Annotated in this window: 14 protein-coding genes, 1 tRNA gene and 1 pseudogene; 3 read left to right on the top strand and 13 right to left on the bottom strand. The window is 42.8% G+C overall.

Going from position 1 to position 15,399, the window contains the following annotated elements:
* On the top strand, positions 1-841 hold an 841-nt coding region (locus EAG18_RS19050), incomplete at its 5' end, for a transposase (protein WP_275557342.1).
* A gap of 268 nt (positions 842-1,109) precedes the next feature.
* Here the strand turns inward: EAG18_RS19050 and EAG18_RS19045 are convergent.
* The 4 genes from EAG18_RS19045 to EAG18_RS19030 all read right to left on the bottom strand — a co-directional run bounded on the left by EAG18_RS19045 (position 1,110) and on the right by EAG18_RS19030 (position 3,357).
* On the bottom strand, positions 1,110-1,436 hold the full coding sequence (locus EAG18_RS19045) for a hypothetical protein (RefSeq protein ID WP_125253944.1): 327 nt from the start codon (positions 1,434-1,436) through the stop codon (positions 1,110-1,112).
* 127 nt (positions 1,437-1,563) lie between these two features.
* Positions 1,564-2,484: a hypothetical protein gene (locus tag EAG18_RS19040; protein WP_125253943.1), complete on the bottom strand. Its 921-nt coding sequence runs from the start codon at positions 2,482-2,484 to the stop codon at positions 1,564-1,566.
* Positions 2,485-2,490: 6 nt separating this feature from the next.
* Entirely contained in the window at positions 2,491-2,886 is a 396-nt protein-coding gene (locus EAG18_RS19035; RefSeq protein WP_125253942.1) for a hypothetical protein, read from the bottom strand.
* 81 nt (positions 2,887-2,967) lie between these two features.
* Complete coding sequence (locus tag EAG18_RS19030) at positions 2,968-3,357, bottom strand: hypothetical protein (RefSeq protein ID WP_125253941.1); 390 nt, start codon at positions 3,355-3,357, stop codon at positions 2,968-2,970.
* 393 nt (positions 3,358-3,750) lie between these two features.
* On the opposite strand from EAG18_RS19030, the pseudogene EAG18_RS19025 reads away from it, so the two are divergent.
* Positions 3,751-3,988, top strand: a pseudogene (locus tag EAG18_RS19025) (site-specific integrase); the annotation flags it as partial.
* Between the two features lie 225 nt (positions 3,989-4,213).
* Here EAG18_RS19025 and EAG18_RS19020 read toward each other — a convergent pair.
* Complete coding sequence (locus EAG18_RS19020; protein WP_125253940.1) at positions 4,214-4,648, bottom strand: ATP-binding protein; 435 nt, start codon at positions 4,646-4,648, stop codon at positions 4,214-4,216.
* A gap of 227 nt (positions 4,649-4,875) precedes the next feature.
* Here EAG18_RS19020 and asnS point away from each other — a divergent pair, with 227 nt between their 5' ends.
* Positions 4,876-6,273 carry an asparagine--tRNA ligase gene (gene asnS, locus EAG18_RS19015; protein ID WP_125253939.1) on the top strand — a complete coding sequence of 466 codons (1,398 nt, stop codon included), beginning with the start codon at positions 4,876-4,878 and terminating at the stop codon, positions 6,271-6,273.
* 99 nt (positions 6,274-6,372) lie between these two features.
* Here the strand turns inward: asnS and EAG18_RS19010 are convergent, their stop codons facing one another.
* From EAG18_RS19010 to EAG18_RS18975, 8 genes are all read right to left on the bottom strand, one after another.
* Positions 6,373-6,987 carry an FKBP-type peptidyl-prolyl cis-trans isomerase gene (locus EAG18_RS19010; protein WP_125253938.1) on the bottom strand — a complete coding sequence of 205 codons (615 nt, stop codon included), beginning with the start codon at positions 6,985-6,987 and terminating at the stop codon, positions 6,373-6,375.
* Between the two features lie 119 nt (positions 6,988-7,106).
* Positions 7,107-7,490: a hypothetical protein gene (locus EAG18_RS19005; RefSeq protein ID WP_125253937.1), complete on the bottom strand. Its 384-nt coding sequence runs from the start codon at positions 7,488-7,490 to the stop codon at positions 7,107-7,109.
* Between the two features lie 53 nt (positions 7,491-7,543).
* A tRNA-Ser gene (locus EAG18_RS19000) sits at positions 7,544-7,634 on the bottom strand.
* An 82-nt stretch (positions 7,635-7,716) separates the two neighbouring features.
* Positions 7,717-8,088 (bottom strand): hypothetical protein, encoded by a 372-nt coding sequence (locus tag EAG18_RS18995; protein ID WP_125253936.1) that lies wholly within the window; start codon positions 8,086-8,088, stop codon positions 7,717-7,719.
* A 232-nt stretch (positions 8,089-8,320) separates the two neighbouring features.
* Positions 8,321-11,371, bottom strand: a complete 3,051-nt coding sequence (locus tag EAG18_RS18990; RefSeq protein WP_185745628.1) for an efflux RND transporter permease subunit — start codon at positions 11,369-11,371, stop codon at positions 8,321-8,323.
* Between the two features lie 45 nt (positions 11,372-11,416).
* Positions 11,417-12,433 (bottom strand): efflux RND transporter periplasmic adaptor subunit, encoded by a 1,017-nt coding sequence (locus EAG18_RS18985; protein WP_125253934.1) that lies wholly within the window; start codon positions 12,431-12,433, stop codon positions 11,417-11,419.
* Between the two features lie 216 nt (positions 12,434-12,649).
* Positions 12,650-13,660, bottom strand: coding sequence for an L-threonylcarbamoyladenylate synthase (locus EAG18_RS18980; protein WP_125253933.1), 1,011 nt, complete (start codon positions 13,658-13,660; stop codon positions 12,650-12,652).
* 323 nt (positions 13,661-13,983) lie between these two features.
* Positions 13,984-15,366 (bottom strand): NAD-dependent succinate-semialdehyde dehydrogenase, encoded by a 1,383-nt coding sequence (locus EAG18_RS18975; protein ID WP_125253946.1) that lies wholly within the window; start codon positions 15,364-15,366, stop codon positions 13,984-13,986.
* Between the last annotated feature and the right edge of the window lie 33 nt (positions 15,367-15,399).

Below are 15,399 nucleotides of genomic sequence, written 5' to 3'. Positions count from 1 at the left end.
GGATTGGGTTGAAGAAAAGCTATTGATGTTGGCTTCCGTATTTTGTATTGATGTCTGTGCTTATGCCGTGATGAGTAATCATACTCACATTGTGTTATATGTTGATGACAACAAGGCGAAACGTCTGTCCGATGAATCGATAGTGATACGATGGCACAAGTTGTTTAAAGGTAATGGGATAAGCCAAAAATTTACTGAAGGTGAGCCACTCAATGAGTCGGAGCAGTTGATACTAGATGAACTGGTTGATAAGTACAGGCAAAGGCTGGCCGATATTAGCTGGTTTATGCGAGTGCTTAACGAAAACATCGCYCGCCGAGCAAATAGAGAAGATAATTGTACAGGCCGTTTTTGGGAAGGACGGTTTAAATCCCAAGCATTACTGGATGAAGCAGCGCTGGCTGCTTGTCTCGCATACGTAGACTTAAACCCCATTAGAGCCAACATCGCCGCAACRCCTGAAACCTCAGACTAYACCAGCATCAAAAAACGCATCGACCACGCGAAGATGGGAAAGCAACCAAAAACCCTACTACCCTTTGTGGGTAGCCCACGAAAACATATGCCTAAAGGCCTGCCTTTTGAACTCAAATCCTATATTGAATTGGTTGAACTCACAGGCCGTTGTATTCGCGCCGATAAACGCGGTTATATCTTTGAGTCTCAACACATTCTCACTCGACTAAATATAGAACCTGAAAACTGGATAAAACTCACTATGCAGTTTTCTCAGGTATTTCACGGTGCAGTGGGCCGAGAGCGAACAGTAACCGCCTACTGTGAAACACTGCAAAAGCGACGGCGGACAAACCTCACAAACTGCGAGCGTTTGTTGGCTTAGCGAGGCGAACCTACCAACTCGATAATCTATAACTGTTGTATTTACAGCGCTTTGTTGTGCGCGACAACTTGGCTTTAGTGTAGAGATACGCTCGAGTGCTAAAAAATAACCTGTCGATATACGCTTTTGACCAAAGTGATGCAAGTGCATTCATACGTTTTTACTTGACGTCCTCAGCTTGGGCATTAATAGTAATGAGTGTCATTCGTTTTTATGTTTGGGTGTCATTCGTTTTTACGCAAGTTTTTTATCCCTGTTTAATTGCTTGTTAGCTTGCTTTTTTATGCACGAATTTATACTTAGTTACAAGGACCATGAAAATACCAACAATAAATAAAATTGCACCGGGTGCAGCATCAGTGATTGCTGATTCTGCTCCAAGAATGTTTGCAGTCCAACTCGTTGAACCTGTAACACCATTTAGAAACAAACCAATACCACCTAAAATACAAACCAAACCCAGAACCTGCCCAATAATTGCGTAAGTCAGTTCCATTTTAGCTAAGGCAAGTTGTGTATTTTGATCTGTTTTTGGATCAACTTGTGAATAATTAACAGCAAAAACCCTATCTTCTTTCTTATCTTTGTTATTCAAACTTAAATTCCTTCTGAATTGTCTAGCAAGCTAACGCCTGCGATAAGGTGTGCCTCACTGAGCTAACAAAGCACACCTAACTCCATACCAAAACCGCCGAGTCTAACGCATCACCTTGATTGCTTTGTTAGCCAGCAAAGTACGGAAAAGTCATTGTTTTACTGTGCAAACCTACGCGAGCACCTAAAGAAACATCTGCGATATGTAGTTTCTTGTTCTCAATTTTACGTTTCCCCGGCAATTCTAATAAAAACCTTTCCCCAGCCTTGGCTGATATAGCTGGAACTTTGAGTTTAAATTCATCGGTGAATAGTGCCATTGGTAATCGTGATACCATTTCTATGCAGTCAACAATGTCGCGATTTTCTCGAAGTGTAAACTCTGAATCACCTACGTTTCCATATTTTTTCATTACACTATCTAAACAAGAAGCAACATGATAAAGGTTAATTAAATAATATGGGATATATCTATTTAAAGAAAATCCTGTTCTTAGCCCATTAAAGTTCTTATGAATCAATGGATCAGGACCTAAAACCCCTTTATCTACTACACCTTCAATGTAGTATCCAATTATCAAATTACTATCCCAAGCATAGGAAAATGTGTTAACCCTCCGATGCTTATGTTTGATTTCATTTATTATTTTTGAAATATGACTTCGATAGTCCTTTGTTGAAACATTAAACTCACGAACAGCTTTCGTCTGTACTTTTTTGTTACCATGACATACAGACTTAATAATAGACTGACAAGCTTCGATAAAGTTTGATGAATAGAAAATTGTATTGAAAATGTCGACACTGTACTCTTCGATATCATCAGGTTTGTATTGGCTACTGTTTTTTCTTTTCGTTATGTCTTTCTCGTACCGACGTGTAAGTCGGCTAACACACTTAATCACATCCGAAAATGTAAAGTAAAACACATCAAGCGGGTGGTTCAAACATAAATTTTCATGACCACTTTCTTTGTCATCTAAACCACTTAAAGTCGCCACTACCTTCGGCAGATAACCTGTTCTTTCAAATGGAAGCTCATATTTCATGTAACCTCATCTCCGTGCTAAATCACTATAGCTGAGCGCTTTTAAGTCATGCACATAGTGCCCCAACAATGTTAGACAGCCTGATTGCGCAGCATTAACTTTTTGCAGCCTATCTTCAAGTTGCTCACTATTTAAAGTACCGCCAACATTTTTTAGTTGGGGTAAATGAAACCATAGGTCTTCGGTCTGAACCTTTATCAATTTTTTAAAGAGTTTAATTAACAACTCTGTTTCGTTGTCTTTTACTAGCTTTTCCCTTATTGGGACGATAAAAAGCATTGGCTTCGATGAAACAGTATCGTAATTTGAAGTCACATATGAAACTAACTCACTTAGCATTCCTTGCTGTAACCACTCATCTCTTACTTCACTTGTAATTGAAAGGCTGTCCTCTATACGCATATTTTTACTTGACGTGCTCAGCTTGGGTATTAATAGTAATGGGTGTCAGTTATTTTTGATGGGTGTCAGTTATTTTTGGGATTACGTGATTAAGTCATCAGACACTGTTGCTACAGCTATTATGAACCCCATAATAATAACCCCAAAGAACCACTGCCAGTGCGCTTTAAAGAAGTATTTGACTGGGTGTTTGTATCGGTAACCCTTTGTATAGCCTTCTGGTGTCAAACAAAACTCCGTATCGTTTTGCACCATACAACCACGGGAAACTAGCTCTAAAGCGTAATGAGTCAGCAATGGCTTTTTGACATTGCCTTTTTGCTCGTAGAATTTTGGAGGAAAGTCCAGATGTAAGGGTATAAAAGTATATTCATCCAACTTAGACAGGCTATACCCGTGCTTTCTAATATACCGTTCAAAAACCTCCTGATTGAAGTCTCTGATATTTTTTTCAGTGAAAATATGTGACATAACACCCCCTATAATTTATGAGCCAAAACAAACCAACTGATACTAATTGGCAAGGAAAAATTTGGTAATGCCTCAAGATTCCCCCCGGAAACATAACATTTTATTCGTGCGCATGCGCGTTTACCTCGTTGGACCAGTGAAAACGCGCGCAGTTAACTATCAGTATGTAAAGAACTTATCAGCATTCTTCTAAATATACCATCTAGAAAAATGCGCATGCGCGTTTCCCAAACCTATTATCTCAAATCGAAAATAAATAACCTATTGATAAAAATAATATTTTTAATTTATTCATGCGTAAACGCGCAAAAATTTTTTCATTATTTCCCTTGATATCCGAGAACTTTAGATAATGCTGTATATATACACAGCATTATGAAGTAAGGAGTTATCATGAGTCTAAAAAGCCCATTTCTGAAAGGCCTTCAGGAAGAAATGCGTATGCGTGGTTACAGCATTCGAACAGAAAAAACCTACCTATATTGGATTAAGGCATTCATTAACTTTCACCACAAGCGTCACCCTGAGACAATGGGAACGGAAGAAGGAAGAAGTTACACAGCTTTTAACCTTCCTTGCCAAACACCGAAATGTGGCTATCAACACACAAAAAGTTGCACTTAACGGGGTCAACTGAAGCTACAAAAGTTGGTTGCACATTTCACTGCTGAATCGAAATGGGGCTGGAATGAGTTGACTAAACGGCCGCTATGTAGAATGAAGCTAACATTGACGACCGTCTCTTGATTGCTCGTAGGTGACGTCTAAATCCGCTATTTTTAACTATAAGATCGGATATTGTACTACCCTGTTTAACTGCACGAGCATTGTTAGCGTTACTCTACTCTAAGCTTTATCACCATTCGAAGAGGTGTGCCATTTTAGAAATCGTTTTCAGCCCAACGCCATGGCCATTTCGTTTGGCGTATAAATGTTGTAGTGACTTATCCCTAATTTCGCCAACGATCACTTCTTTAACTTGATAACCCATCGCAGTAGCCGCAGAGGCGTAAGCAACAAATTCCCACTTTTTAATATTGGTGTTATCAACGACCACAAGCGGGATCCCCTCTGCTAGTGCGTTTATAAAACGGGCAAGATTTAAATTGTGGTACTCGGACAAGCGCTGCTTTTCAAAGTGATACTCACCATTTTCATTAACGAAAAAGTCGTCCGTTGAGCAAATAAAATACTGTGTTTCATCACCAGCAACTAAGTCATCAGCTAGCGTTTGCGCGTAATGCGATTTACCAGAGCCTGGTAGCCCCCTCAAAATAAAAACTTGTTTCATCGAATTTTGAACGTCACTGTTAGTATTATTTAAGTAATTTTTATCATCGAATGTTCATAATGCCACAACATCGGTATTTTTTCATGGTTTTAGTCGTTTAATTGAGTGTAGTTTTTTGCATTTCAGTGTTTTTTTATTTGTTCATCGCAGGTAAGATACGGCTTACATGACGATAAGACATTCTGTCTTTTAATTTACAAATAAAAAATAAATCATTTGGAGTAAAGATGAGCCACACAGCGATAACGGAGCTACTAGCAGGCACCGTTGCGGTTGACAGCCAAGTTACAGTAAAAGGCTGGATCCGTACACGACGTGATTCAAAAGCAGGTATTTCATTTCTAGCCGTTCATGACGGTTCTTGTTTTGACCCTATTCAAGCCGTAGTCCCTAATTCGCTGAATAATTATGACGAAGTGACTCGTCTTACTGCTGGGTGTTCAGTAGCGGTGACTGGTGTGCTTGTACAATCTCAAGGTCAAGGTCAATCTTTTGAGATCCAAGCTAACAGTGTTGAAGTATTAGGCTGGGTTGAGAATCCTGATTCTTACCCTATGGCGGCAAAGCGCCATAGTATTGAATACTTACGCGAACATGCACACCTTCGCCCGCGCACTAACGTAATGGGCGCAGTGACACGTGTGCGTAACTGTCTTGCACAAGCAATTCACCGCTTCTATCACGAGCGTGGCTACCAGTGGATCAGCACACCTATCATTACCGCGAGTGACTGTGAAGGTGCAGGCGAGATGTTCCGTGTATCTACACTTGATATGAACAACCTACCACGCACAGACAAAGGCGATGTAGACTATTCAGAAGACTTTTTTGGTAAAGAAGCATTCTTGACGGTATCAGGTCAGCTTAACGGTGAAACCTACGCCAGTGCCCTTTCAAAAATCTACACGTTTGGCCCGACATTCCGCGCTGAGAACTCAAACACGTCTCGCCACCTAGCTGAGTTTTGGATGGTTGAGCCTGAAGTTGCGTTTGCTGACCTGAACGACATTGCAGCACTTGCAGAAGATATGTTGAAGTATGTGTTTAAAGCAGTACTTGACGAACGTCGTGATGATATGGAATTTTTCGCACAACGCATCGAAAAAGATGCCATTACTCGCCTAGAGTCATTCATCGACAAAGACTTTGCTCAGGTAGATTACACAGATGCTATCGACATTCTTAAAGCATGTGATAAAGAGTTTGAATTCCCTGTTGAATGGGGCGTCGACTTACAGTCTGAGCACGAACGCTACCTAGCTGAAGTACACTTTAACGCACCGGTAGTAATCAAAAACTATCCTCGTGATATTAAAGCGTTCTACATGCGTCAAAACGAAGACGGTAAAACCGTTGCCGCAATGGACGTTGTTGCACCTGGTATTGGTGAAATCATTGGTGGCTCACAACGTGAAGAGCGTTTAGATGTGCTAGATGCGCGACTTGAAGAAATGGGCTTGAACAAAGAAGATTACAGCTGGTACCGTGACCTACGTAAGTATGGAACAGTGCCTCACTCAGGCTTTGGTCTTGGCTTCGAGCGTTTGGTTGCATATGTAACGGGTATGGGCAACGTACGTGACGTGATTGCATTCCCACGCACAAAAGGTAGTGCAACGTACTAAGTCTTAGTAATACCAAAGTTGTGCTCTTATCGACTTTGGTTAAATGTAAAAAGGCCTTCATTTAGAAGGCCTTTTTGTTTGTGTAACAAATACTATTTATTACAAAACTTCTAGTAGCTCAACGTCGAAGATTAACGTTGAGAAAGGTGCGATTGATGCACCCGCACCGCGCTCACCGTATGCAAGCTCGTGTGGAATGTATAGACGCCATTTAGAACCAGCAGGCATCATTTGTAGTGCCTCAGTCCAGCCTTTGATAACACCATTTACAGGGAATTCAGCTGGCTGACCACGCTCGTATGAGCTATCAAACGTTGTACCGTTAATAAGTGTACCGTGGTAATGAACGCGTACTTTTGATTCCGCTTCAGGTTTAGCACCTTCGCCTGTTTCAACAACCTCGTATTGAAGGCCAGACTCAGTTACCGTTACTTCTGCACGTTTTGCATTTTCCTCAAGGAATGCAATGCCCTCAGCAGCCAATACTTTCGCTTCTTCTTCACGACGCTGTTGGATCTCAGCATTGATCTTTTCAAATGCTGCTTGGATTTCAGGGATCTCAACGCGGAAGCTGTCACCAGCATAAGCGTCTTTCATACCTTCGAATACAGAGTTAAGGTTTAAGCCTTCGAAAGGATTCGCTTTTAATTGCTCACCCATCTGTAAGCCAATACCATAGCTCGCTTTATCTGCGTCTGTGTTGAATTGAGACATAGTCTTTCCATATTTTTATTTAACAAGAATTTATGATTGTATCACAGCAAAATTACTCAAGATACCGAAGCTGCTGGAATATCAAGCACTCGAGCTCAGCTGCAAAGACAAAAAAACCGCTAACTAGCGGCTTTTTCTTCGGCGTATTGTTTGAGTTTTTTCATCACAAAGGTTGCAAACGGTAGTAACAAAACTAAGCCAACATTTAGCTCGTCACTGTATTCACCTAAGCTACCAGTAAAATAGTGACCAAAACCAATAACACCACACAATGCAATAACCACACTCGCCAATTGCGGCCAGCTCTTTTCATATTTTGTTATTAAGTGGCCTGCCAGACAATTAAATAAAAACACATGTAATAGTGTCATCGTTATGTCTGGGTCTTGTTGCGAGTCAATCGATAGCGTAAGCGCCATGTTGAGACCACTAAGATAAAAATAACTAAATACAATCCAAAGAGAACTATGTTTTATTATTACAATATTACTAGCCGCTGACATGTACGCCTCCAAACGAAAAAAACCGCCAAATAGAGGCGGTTTTGGGAATGAGGTGGCGGAGAGATAGGGATTTGAACCCTAGATACGCTATTAACGTATGCCGGTTTTCAAGACCGGTGCTTTCAACCACTCAGCCATCTCTCCGTTGTTGGCGCGCATTCTATGGATTAAATACCCGCTTGTAAAGCTCTATTTTGATTTTTGCATTTAATCGAGCAAATTACAGTCAATAATATTGTTTTGGTCTCTTAGCGATATAGGCAAACACACTACTCGCCACAACCACTCCAATAATAATGATCCCCGAGTCAATCATACCAACAACGGCATTTTTTGCCGGTAACACCCGCTCAATGATGACAGGTATTGTCGACACTAATACCACGGTACTAAGGACTTTAAATGCTCTAGAAAAGTCGAATCGCTTGGTATAACTCATCCATGTAGTTAATACACCTAATACTATGATTGGTGCAAGTAGGCTCATCCAAATTTGGCTGGTATAGCTTGAAAGCATCACAGTCGCGGAGCATCCTATTAGGCTCCAAATGATCCAGGCAGTCCAATTTTCCCGTTCTTTTAAAAATAAATTACCCATGACACATCTTCTTTCAATTAGCTTATTATTTTTTATTGTTATAGAAAACAGGATTTACTGTCTTAGAGTAGCAAACATAATGGCTATAAAACAACCACATCGACTGAGACAGTTTAATTTGTGGAAAGTTCAAGAAAAAATACCAAAGTATCCGTTACCACAGCATTAATCATTGCACAAAAAAAGCACAGCTATTGCTGTGCTTTTTAGGGGTTATTTTGAAGTGATAAAGTTAACTGTCTGCTTTATCAAGTTCATCTACTAATAACTTGGTTTCATCAGCTCTTGGTTTAGTGAATCTAGCTAACCCAAGATAAACGACAGGTGTTAGGTATAAAGTAAAGAATACAGCTAACCCAAGACCACCAAACACTACCCAACCAATTGAATTTCTCGACTCAGCACCTGCGCCAACCGATAAAATCAACGGTAATGCACCTAGTAATGTCGACACTAATGTCATCATGATCGGACGTAAACGTATCACCGCAGCCTCTTCTACTGCTTGCCTAACAGTACGTCCTTTGTCACGTAATTGATCCGCGAATTCAACCAATAAAATTGCATTTTTAGCAATTAGTCCTATCAGCATGACTAAACCAATTTGAGAATAGATATTAAGTGAAGTGCCGGTTAGATAAAGTGCGAGTATCGCTGAGGAGATCCCAAACGGCACGGTTATCATCACAACAACCGCACTATTCACGCTTTCAAATTGTGCAGCAAGTACTAGCAATACAATTAAAAAGGCCAACACGTAAGTCAATAACACCTCATTAGCAGTCTCTTCAAACGTTAACGCTTCCCCTTTGAACGCCAAGGTTACGCTATCCGGTAAGCTACGCTCTGCTAGCGTGCGTAACTGTTCAACTACTTCAGCCATTGGTATTGCTTCAGGCTGCTTCATATCAAGCTCAATACTACGACGCTGAGCATGACGCTCAAGCTCAGCCGCAACGCCCTCTTCTACAATTACCGCGAGGCTACTGAGTGGGACTAACGCACCAGAGCGACTACCCACGTAGAGATTGGCCAAGTCACTGGGATCTCGAATAGTATGATTTTGTGCTTGGAGCATGATAGGAATAGATTGATCGCCAACATTAAGGTCGGCAACATCATCTCCATTGATTGCAGCCCTGAGTGTGGTTGAGATGTCACTCAAACTCACACCAAGCTCTTCTGCTCTGCGGCGGTCAATGTTAACACGAAGCTGAGGTTGCGAAGGTTGATAAGATATTTGCACAGGAGCCGCATCCGGCATTTCTTTTTCAACTAAGGCAGCAAACGTCTGCGCTGCTTCGAATATTTCAAGGTAGTCATTACCAAGTAACGCAAGTTCAATTCCCCCACCTTGACCTCTTAGGTTTAGGCTATTTGCGCCAAAAGCGCGTGCCGGGGCACCTGGAATATTACCAAGTGGAGCTCGGATTTTGTCAATAATCTCTTGTTGTGAGAAATGCCTTTCATCCCAGTGCTTTAATGGCACAGTAATAAACACGATATTGGGATCCCACTGGCCAACTACAGTGTAAATAGACTCTATCTCGCCACTCTCTACAAACGGTAACAAAATGTCTTCCATTTGCTTGGCTTGCCTATCCATAAAGTTAAGACCAACACCGTCAGGCCCTCTAGCGAATATTCGGATCTTACCTCTGTCTTCTGATGGTAACAGCTCATTGTCTAGCTGTGTATACAACGCGCCTGATAGTCCAGCGACAATCACAAATATGCCAAACGTAAGCCAAGCATGATCTAGTACCCAATGGATCGTACCACGGTACCAAGTCGCGAGCTTAACTCCCGCTTCAGAGAAAATGTGCTTTTTACCATCTTGTTTTAATTTTAGCTTTGAAGTCAGTGCAGGTACTAACGATAAAGCTACAAACGAGGAAATAATCACAGCTCCTGCCAGCACACCACCAAACTCTCTAAATAATCGACCAGCCGTTGAGGGTAAAAAGGCAATGGGCACAAATACCGCAGCCAATACTGCTGTTGTGGCCACCACAGCAAAAAAGACTTCTCGGGTGCCTAATACCGCCGCTGCACGACGGCCAATCCCTTCCCCGCGACGACGCTGGATATTCTCACTGACTACGATGGCATCATCAACAATAAGCCCTGTCGCCAAGACTAATGCCAGCAGAGTAAGAATATTCACTGAAAATCCCAGCGCCCAAATAAGTGCCAGCGAGCCGATCAGCGCAACTGGGATGGCAAAAGCAGGGATCAGCGTTGCACGCCATGAACCGATAAAAACCCACAGTGTGAACACGACTAGTAATATAGTTATCACCAAAGAGCTAAGCACTTCATCCACTGACGAACGAATAAACTGGGCATCATCAGAGGTAACAGAAAGCGCGAGATCAGGAAATCGTGCTTTAGTTTTCTCAACAAGCTGTAGCACTTCATCGGAGATCTCAATGGTGTTGGACTGGGCTTGGCGAATAATTTCAAGACCAATGACAGGTTCACCATCTAGCCGTACCATAGAGCGAGGATCTGCTGGACCGAAATACACAGACGCAATGTCTCCAATGCGTGTATCGCCTCGAATGATGATGTCACTGATCTGCTCTGCGGTAATAGAGGTCGCGTCTGCACGAACAATCAGCTGCTGGTCATCTGACTTCAAGCTACCGGCAGGCACATCAAATGGCGCTTGTTTAAGTGCAGCTGCTACATCTGGCACTGTTAAGTTAAAACTCGTCAACTTGAGTGGATCAAGCCTTACCCTAAGCACTCGCTCTCGGTCACCGTTGAGGCGAACATCTGCAACACCTGGAATGGTTAAAAATTGTGGTGCTAAATCTTTCTCAACACGCTCGGTTAGACCTTCAAGTGTCAATGAAGCCGAGCTTACCGTTAAAGACACAACAGCTTCAGCGTCATTATCCGCTTTTATTATCGAAACACGCTCAACTTCTTCAGGCAACTCTCTTTGTACTCGCGATACAGATTCACGGGTCTCGTTTGCCGCATCATCGAGGTTAATCCCAGGACGAAACTCAACAACAATGCGCGCATTATTTTCTTCGCTTTGTGCACGGATACTTTTGACTCCGCTTACCCGAGCTACTGCGCCCTCTAGCTTACTGGTTACTTCGGTATCGACGGTTTCGGGAGAGCCACCAGGAAAAGAAGCTGAAACAGTTAATCTTGGCCTATCTACATCTGGCAATTCCCGTACTTCTACACCGGCTAATGCCGCAATTCCCGCAATAATGATTAACAAATTTAAAACGACGATAAGTACCGGACGGCGAATGGCCATTGACGGTAAATCTTGTAGTTGTGGTAAATCAGGCTTGGTCACAGTTTATTCCCTCGCCAGCGCATTTGTAATTGCAATCTCTTGACCAGGACGAAGTCGTTGCACCCCTTCAACAACTAATAACTCTCTTGCTGCTAACTCCCCAGACACCAGTAACTTGCCGGGTAAGCGTTGCTGGATTTTCACATCAACCCGTTTAGCTTTACCATTTTCTTCTTTCCATACATAAGGACCTGTTGCCCCCCACAGAAGCGCAGCTTCTGGAATAACTGCAAATTCTTGGCCTAGCAAAGTTAGAGATACTCTAAAGCTCATGCCCGGTAAAAATCGCGCATTTTGATTGTCGAAAATGGCTTTCACTCTCAAGGTTCTTGCTGTAGGGTCTATCCGCGAGTCCATCTGGGCTATATCAGCACTAATGCGGGTGTCATTATCATTCCATGGTGTTAGTAGAACGTTATCAATCGCTTTGAGCATGCTGTAAGCCGATTCAGGTGCGGCAAATTGAACGTAAAGTTTGTCGAAATTATCAATACTGGCAATCGCGGTTTGTGTTGTAATACGGTCGCCCACTTCAACGTCAGTTAACCCCATCACACCACTAAACGGCGCAATAACGCGGCGGTCTTCAAGCTCGTTTTCGGCTTGTACTACTGCAACTTTTGCAAGGTCACGCTCTGTTACCGCCTTATCTAACTCATTAATAGGCACGGCTCCGCGCTTTTGGCTGTCGGTCAAACGCTCAACGGTACGTTGTGCATCCGCCAAGCGAATTTGTGCTTCTTTCAGCGCAGCTTTTTGACGGCGTGAATCTAATTCAAGTAACAAGGTGCCTGCTTCTACATGGTCGCCCGGACTAAAATGCACGGCGGTTACCTTGTCTCCAGTTGCGGGATAAAGTATGACTGATTGGATCGCTTCTGCATTGCCTACCGCTTGAATTTGCTCACTGCTACTTTCAAATTGAATTGGCTCTGCAATCACTTGCGAAGGTTTTGCCTGCACGGCGCTGGTTATCAACATGGTAGCTACAATAGCTACCAAGCGCGTTACTTTACACATATTAACCTTATAAACTACCTTTATTTTAGCTGCTTTGAGTGTAACAGTTATTCACTCAAACCAAGATAAACTATTCGATAACACACAGTATAAGTGCGATAAAGTGCAGTATGCCTTACAGTGGCCTAAAGAAAAGATAAGCCCATGTAAAGTAAGGTAAAGTTATGTAAAGATAGTGGTCAAAATGAGCGCGATAGGCATTCGCGCTGTGGTGTTTTATTGCGCGGCTGCGCGCATTAGCCTGTCATTCACGTCTCGCCACTTAGGCGTACGTGGAGGTGCTTCCAATAAAATTTCTGTTGCACTAGATTGGTCTAATTGGTGCAGGCCGTAATACAGCCCTTGTGCATACTTGGTTTTTTCCGCACCAAGTTTTAGATCCACCAGCTCATTTATATCGCGATGCTCCGAGAGTATTGACTCTATTTCTGAAGAATAATATAAAATTCCCGTATTGGACGCACACCCTAACTGCAAGCGAGACGTCAGCGCTTGAGTTGATAGAATCGTAAGACGTTTGCTGGGCTGATAATGCGCTTTTACATTACCAGGCACAGCCACAGTGTGGACATCTGGTTCTTCCACTTCCATATTTAGTACCGCTTCAAGATCAGCTTTGGTAATAGGCCCCGCCCTTAAGATCCTTGGTGTAGGCGATGAAATATCAACAATGGTCGACTCGAGACCCACTTCACAGGGGCCACCATCTAAAACCGCAGCAATTTTACCAGACAAACCAAATAATACTTGCTCGGCAGTGGTTGGGCTGATTTTCTTGTAGGGATTCGCTGACGGCGCAGCAAGTCCCGACTGCACTTGTTGTAACAATGCTAACATCGCTGGGTGATTTGGTACTCGGATCCCAACTGTTTTGTGACCGCCAGTAACAATATCACTGACATGTGCACGCTTTTTAGCAACTATGGTCAACGGTCCTGGCCAAAATGCGTCAGCCAAGGCGTCAAAATAATCAGGCAAGGTTTCAGCCCATTGAGTTACCAAAGACTTGTCGGCCACATGAACAATGAGAGGGTGATCAGCTGGGCGCCCTTTTGCTGCAAAAATTTTTTTTACTGCATTTGGCTGATTAGCATCAGCTGCTAAGCCGTAAACGGTCTCAGTTGGAACCGCAACCAGTTGACCATCACGTGCAAGCTCAGCCGCTTGAGTCACCGCGGTTGGATCTGTTGCCAATAAATGTAAGGTAGTTAAGCTCGCTTCACCCACGTTGTCTTCTCACTGTAAAAAATGGACGCGAATTATAACCAATTTAAAATGCAAAGAGCCAGCATTACTGGCTCTGGTGTACATCTATAGTCAAAAATACTTAACTTGAGATTTGGATAAGGAATGCTCCAACTCATTGTTTGCTATCGCACAACTTAGTTGTTCCCTTGCCTAGCCAGAAAGTTTTAGGGAAGACACCGCTTCCGCGCCCTGCTCTCACAAAGGTGCCTACATCCTGTAGGCAAGGCGAATTTACGCACCACTAGCTGGCAATTGGAAAGACTGGCTGCTAGAAGGCATTGATTATCCGCGGCTCAAGTTACTTACTGTGCATTTGCAACCATTACCGTTTTCACATTAACAAATTCCTTTATTCCAAAACCACCGTGCTCTCTGCCATAGCCGCTGTCCTTTACCCCACCGAATGGTAAATTGGGCTGTGCAAGAGAATAACCATTTATGTTCACCATACCTGTGTCGAACTCTTTGATGGCAAGCTCCGTTGCATGCTGCGTATCTTTGGAGAAAATCCCACCACCTAAGCCATAGCGCGAATCATTAGCCACCATCATTGCTTCAGCTTCATCTTTTACACGGATCAAAGACGCTACTGGCCCAAATAACTCATCATCATACGCAGGCATACCGGGTTTAACATCTTCTAAAATAGTGACCGGATAATAAAAGCCTTTGTCCTTTGGAATTTTGCCACCAAGTGTGCACCTTGCACCAGCGTCAATAGATGCTTCGACTTGTTGATGTAATTCGTCACGTAAGTCTTTACGTGCCATAGGACCAAGATCTGTGTCTGCCGCGCTCGGATCTCCAACTTTTAACTGTTTAAACCCTGACACAAAGGCATCTCTAAACTGATCATAAATTTCATCAACAATAATAAAGCGCTTCGCGGCAACGCAGGTTTCACCGTTGTTGACAATACGCCCTTGTATACATGCTGCTACTGACTTTTCGATATCGGCATCCGCCAACACGATAAAAGCATCGTTACTGCCCAGTTCCAGTACCGTCTTTTTGGACAGCTCAGCAGAGCGCTTCGCAACTTGCTTTCCTACTTTGTCACTACCCGTAAAGGTCACACCACGAATGTGGTGATTTTCGATCAGTTCACCTGCTGTCTTTCCGTCAATGAGTAAAGATTGAAAACAGCCTTTTGGAAACCCAGCTTCTAAATATAACTCTTCAATTAGTTTCGCCATCCCAAACACATTAGATGCATGTTTCATGACAGTGGTATTGCCCGCCATTACATTTGAAACACTATACCTAATAACTTGGTAAAGCGGAAAATTCCACGGTTGGATCCCTAGAATCACACCAATTGGCTGGTACGTGATAATCGCATGACCCTGTTCAAATACACGATGTTCATCTTGGAGCTCACTTTCTCCTTGCTCCGCTGTATAACGGCAAATCTTTGCACATAATGCGACCTCTTGCTTGCCTTGCTCCGTGACTTTGCCCATTTCCTCGGTCATTAACGCAACTAACTTGGGGGAGTTTGCCTCAATCAAATCAGCCAGTTTATTTAACTTTTGAGCCCGTTGTGTAAAGGTAGTTTTTTTCCAAAATTGATAGCAATCGTTCGCTAAATCTACCGCTTTATTTGCTTCATGCAAATTCATCAATTGATATTCGTTTACTGGTTGCTCGTTGGCGGGATTAATTGTAGTGACCATATTTGGCATCATGAGACTCCTTCAAAGATTGTAACAACGTAA

It is taken from the genome of Pseudoalteromonas sp. J010 (genome assembly GCF_003934235.1).
GTDB lineage: Bacteria > Pseudomonadota > Gammaproteobacteria > Enterobacterales > Alteromonadaceae > Pseudoalteromonas > Pseudoalteromonas peptidolytica.
This window is presented reverse-complemented; position numbering and strand designations above follow the sequence as displayed.

Excerpts from the sequence above, each read along its gene's own strand:
- EAG18_RS19020 (WP_125253940.1), bottom strand. The coding sequence starts at position 4,648 with ATGAAACAAGTTTTTATTTTGAGGGGGCTACCAGGCTCTGGTAAATCG.
- EAG18_RS19040 (WP_125253943.1), bottom strand. The coding sequence starts at position 2,484 with ATGAAATATGAGCTTCCATTTGAAAGAACAGGTTATCTGCCGAAGGTA.
- EAG18_RS18985 (WP_125253934.1), bottom strand. The coding sequence starts at position 12,433 with ATGTGTAAAGTAACGCGCTTGGTAGCTATTGTAGCTACCATGTTGATA.
- EAG18_RS18995 (WP_125253936.1), bottom strand. The coding sequence starts at position 8,088 with ATGGGTAATTTATTTTTAAAAGAACGGGAAAATTGGACTGCCTGGATC.
- EAG18_RS18975 (WP_125253946.1), bottom strand. The coding sequence starts at position 15,366 with ATGCCAAATATGGTCACTACAATTAATCCCGCCAACGAGCAACCAGTA.
- EAG18_RS19010 (WP_125253938.1), bottom strand. The coding sequence starts at position 6,987 with ATGTCTCAATTCAACACAGACGCAGATAAAGCGAGCTATGGTATTGGC.
- asnS (WP_125253939.1), top strand. The coding sequence starts at position 4,876 with ATGAGCCACACAGCGATAACGGAGCTACTAGCAGGCACCGTTGCGGTT.
- EAG18_RS19005 (WP_125253937.1), bottom strand. The coding sequence starts at position 7,490 with ATGTCAGCGGCTAGTAATATTGTAATAATAAAACATAGTTCTCTTTGG.
- EAG18_RS19035 (WP_125253942.1), bottom strand. The coding sequence starts at position 2,886 with ATGCGTATAGAGGACAGCCTTTCAATTACAAGTGAAGTAAGAGATGAG.
- EAG18_RS19030 (WP_125253941.1), bottom strand. The coding sequence starts at position 3,357 with ATGTCACATATTTTCACTGAAAAAAATATCAGAGACTTCAATCAGGAG.
- EAG18_RS18990 (WP_185745628.1), bottom strand. The coding sequence starts at position 11,371 with ATGGCCATTCGCCGTCCGGTACTTATCGTCGTTTTAAATTTGTTAATC.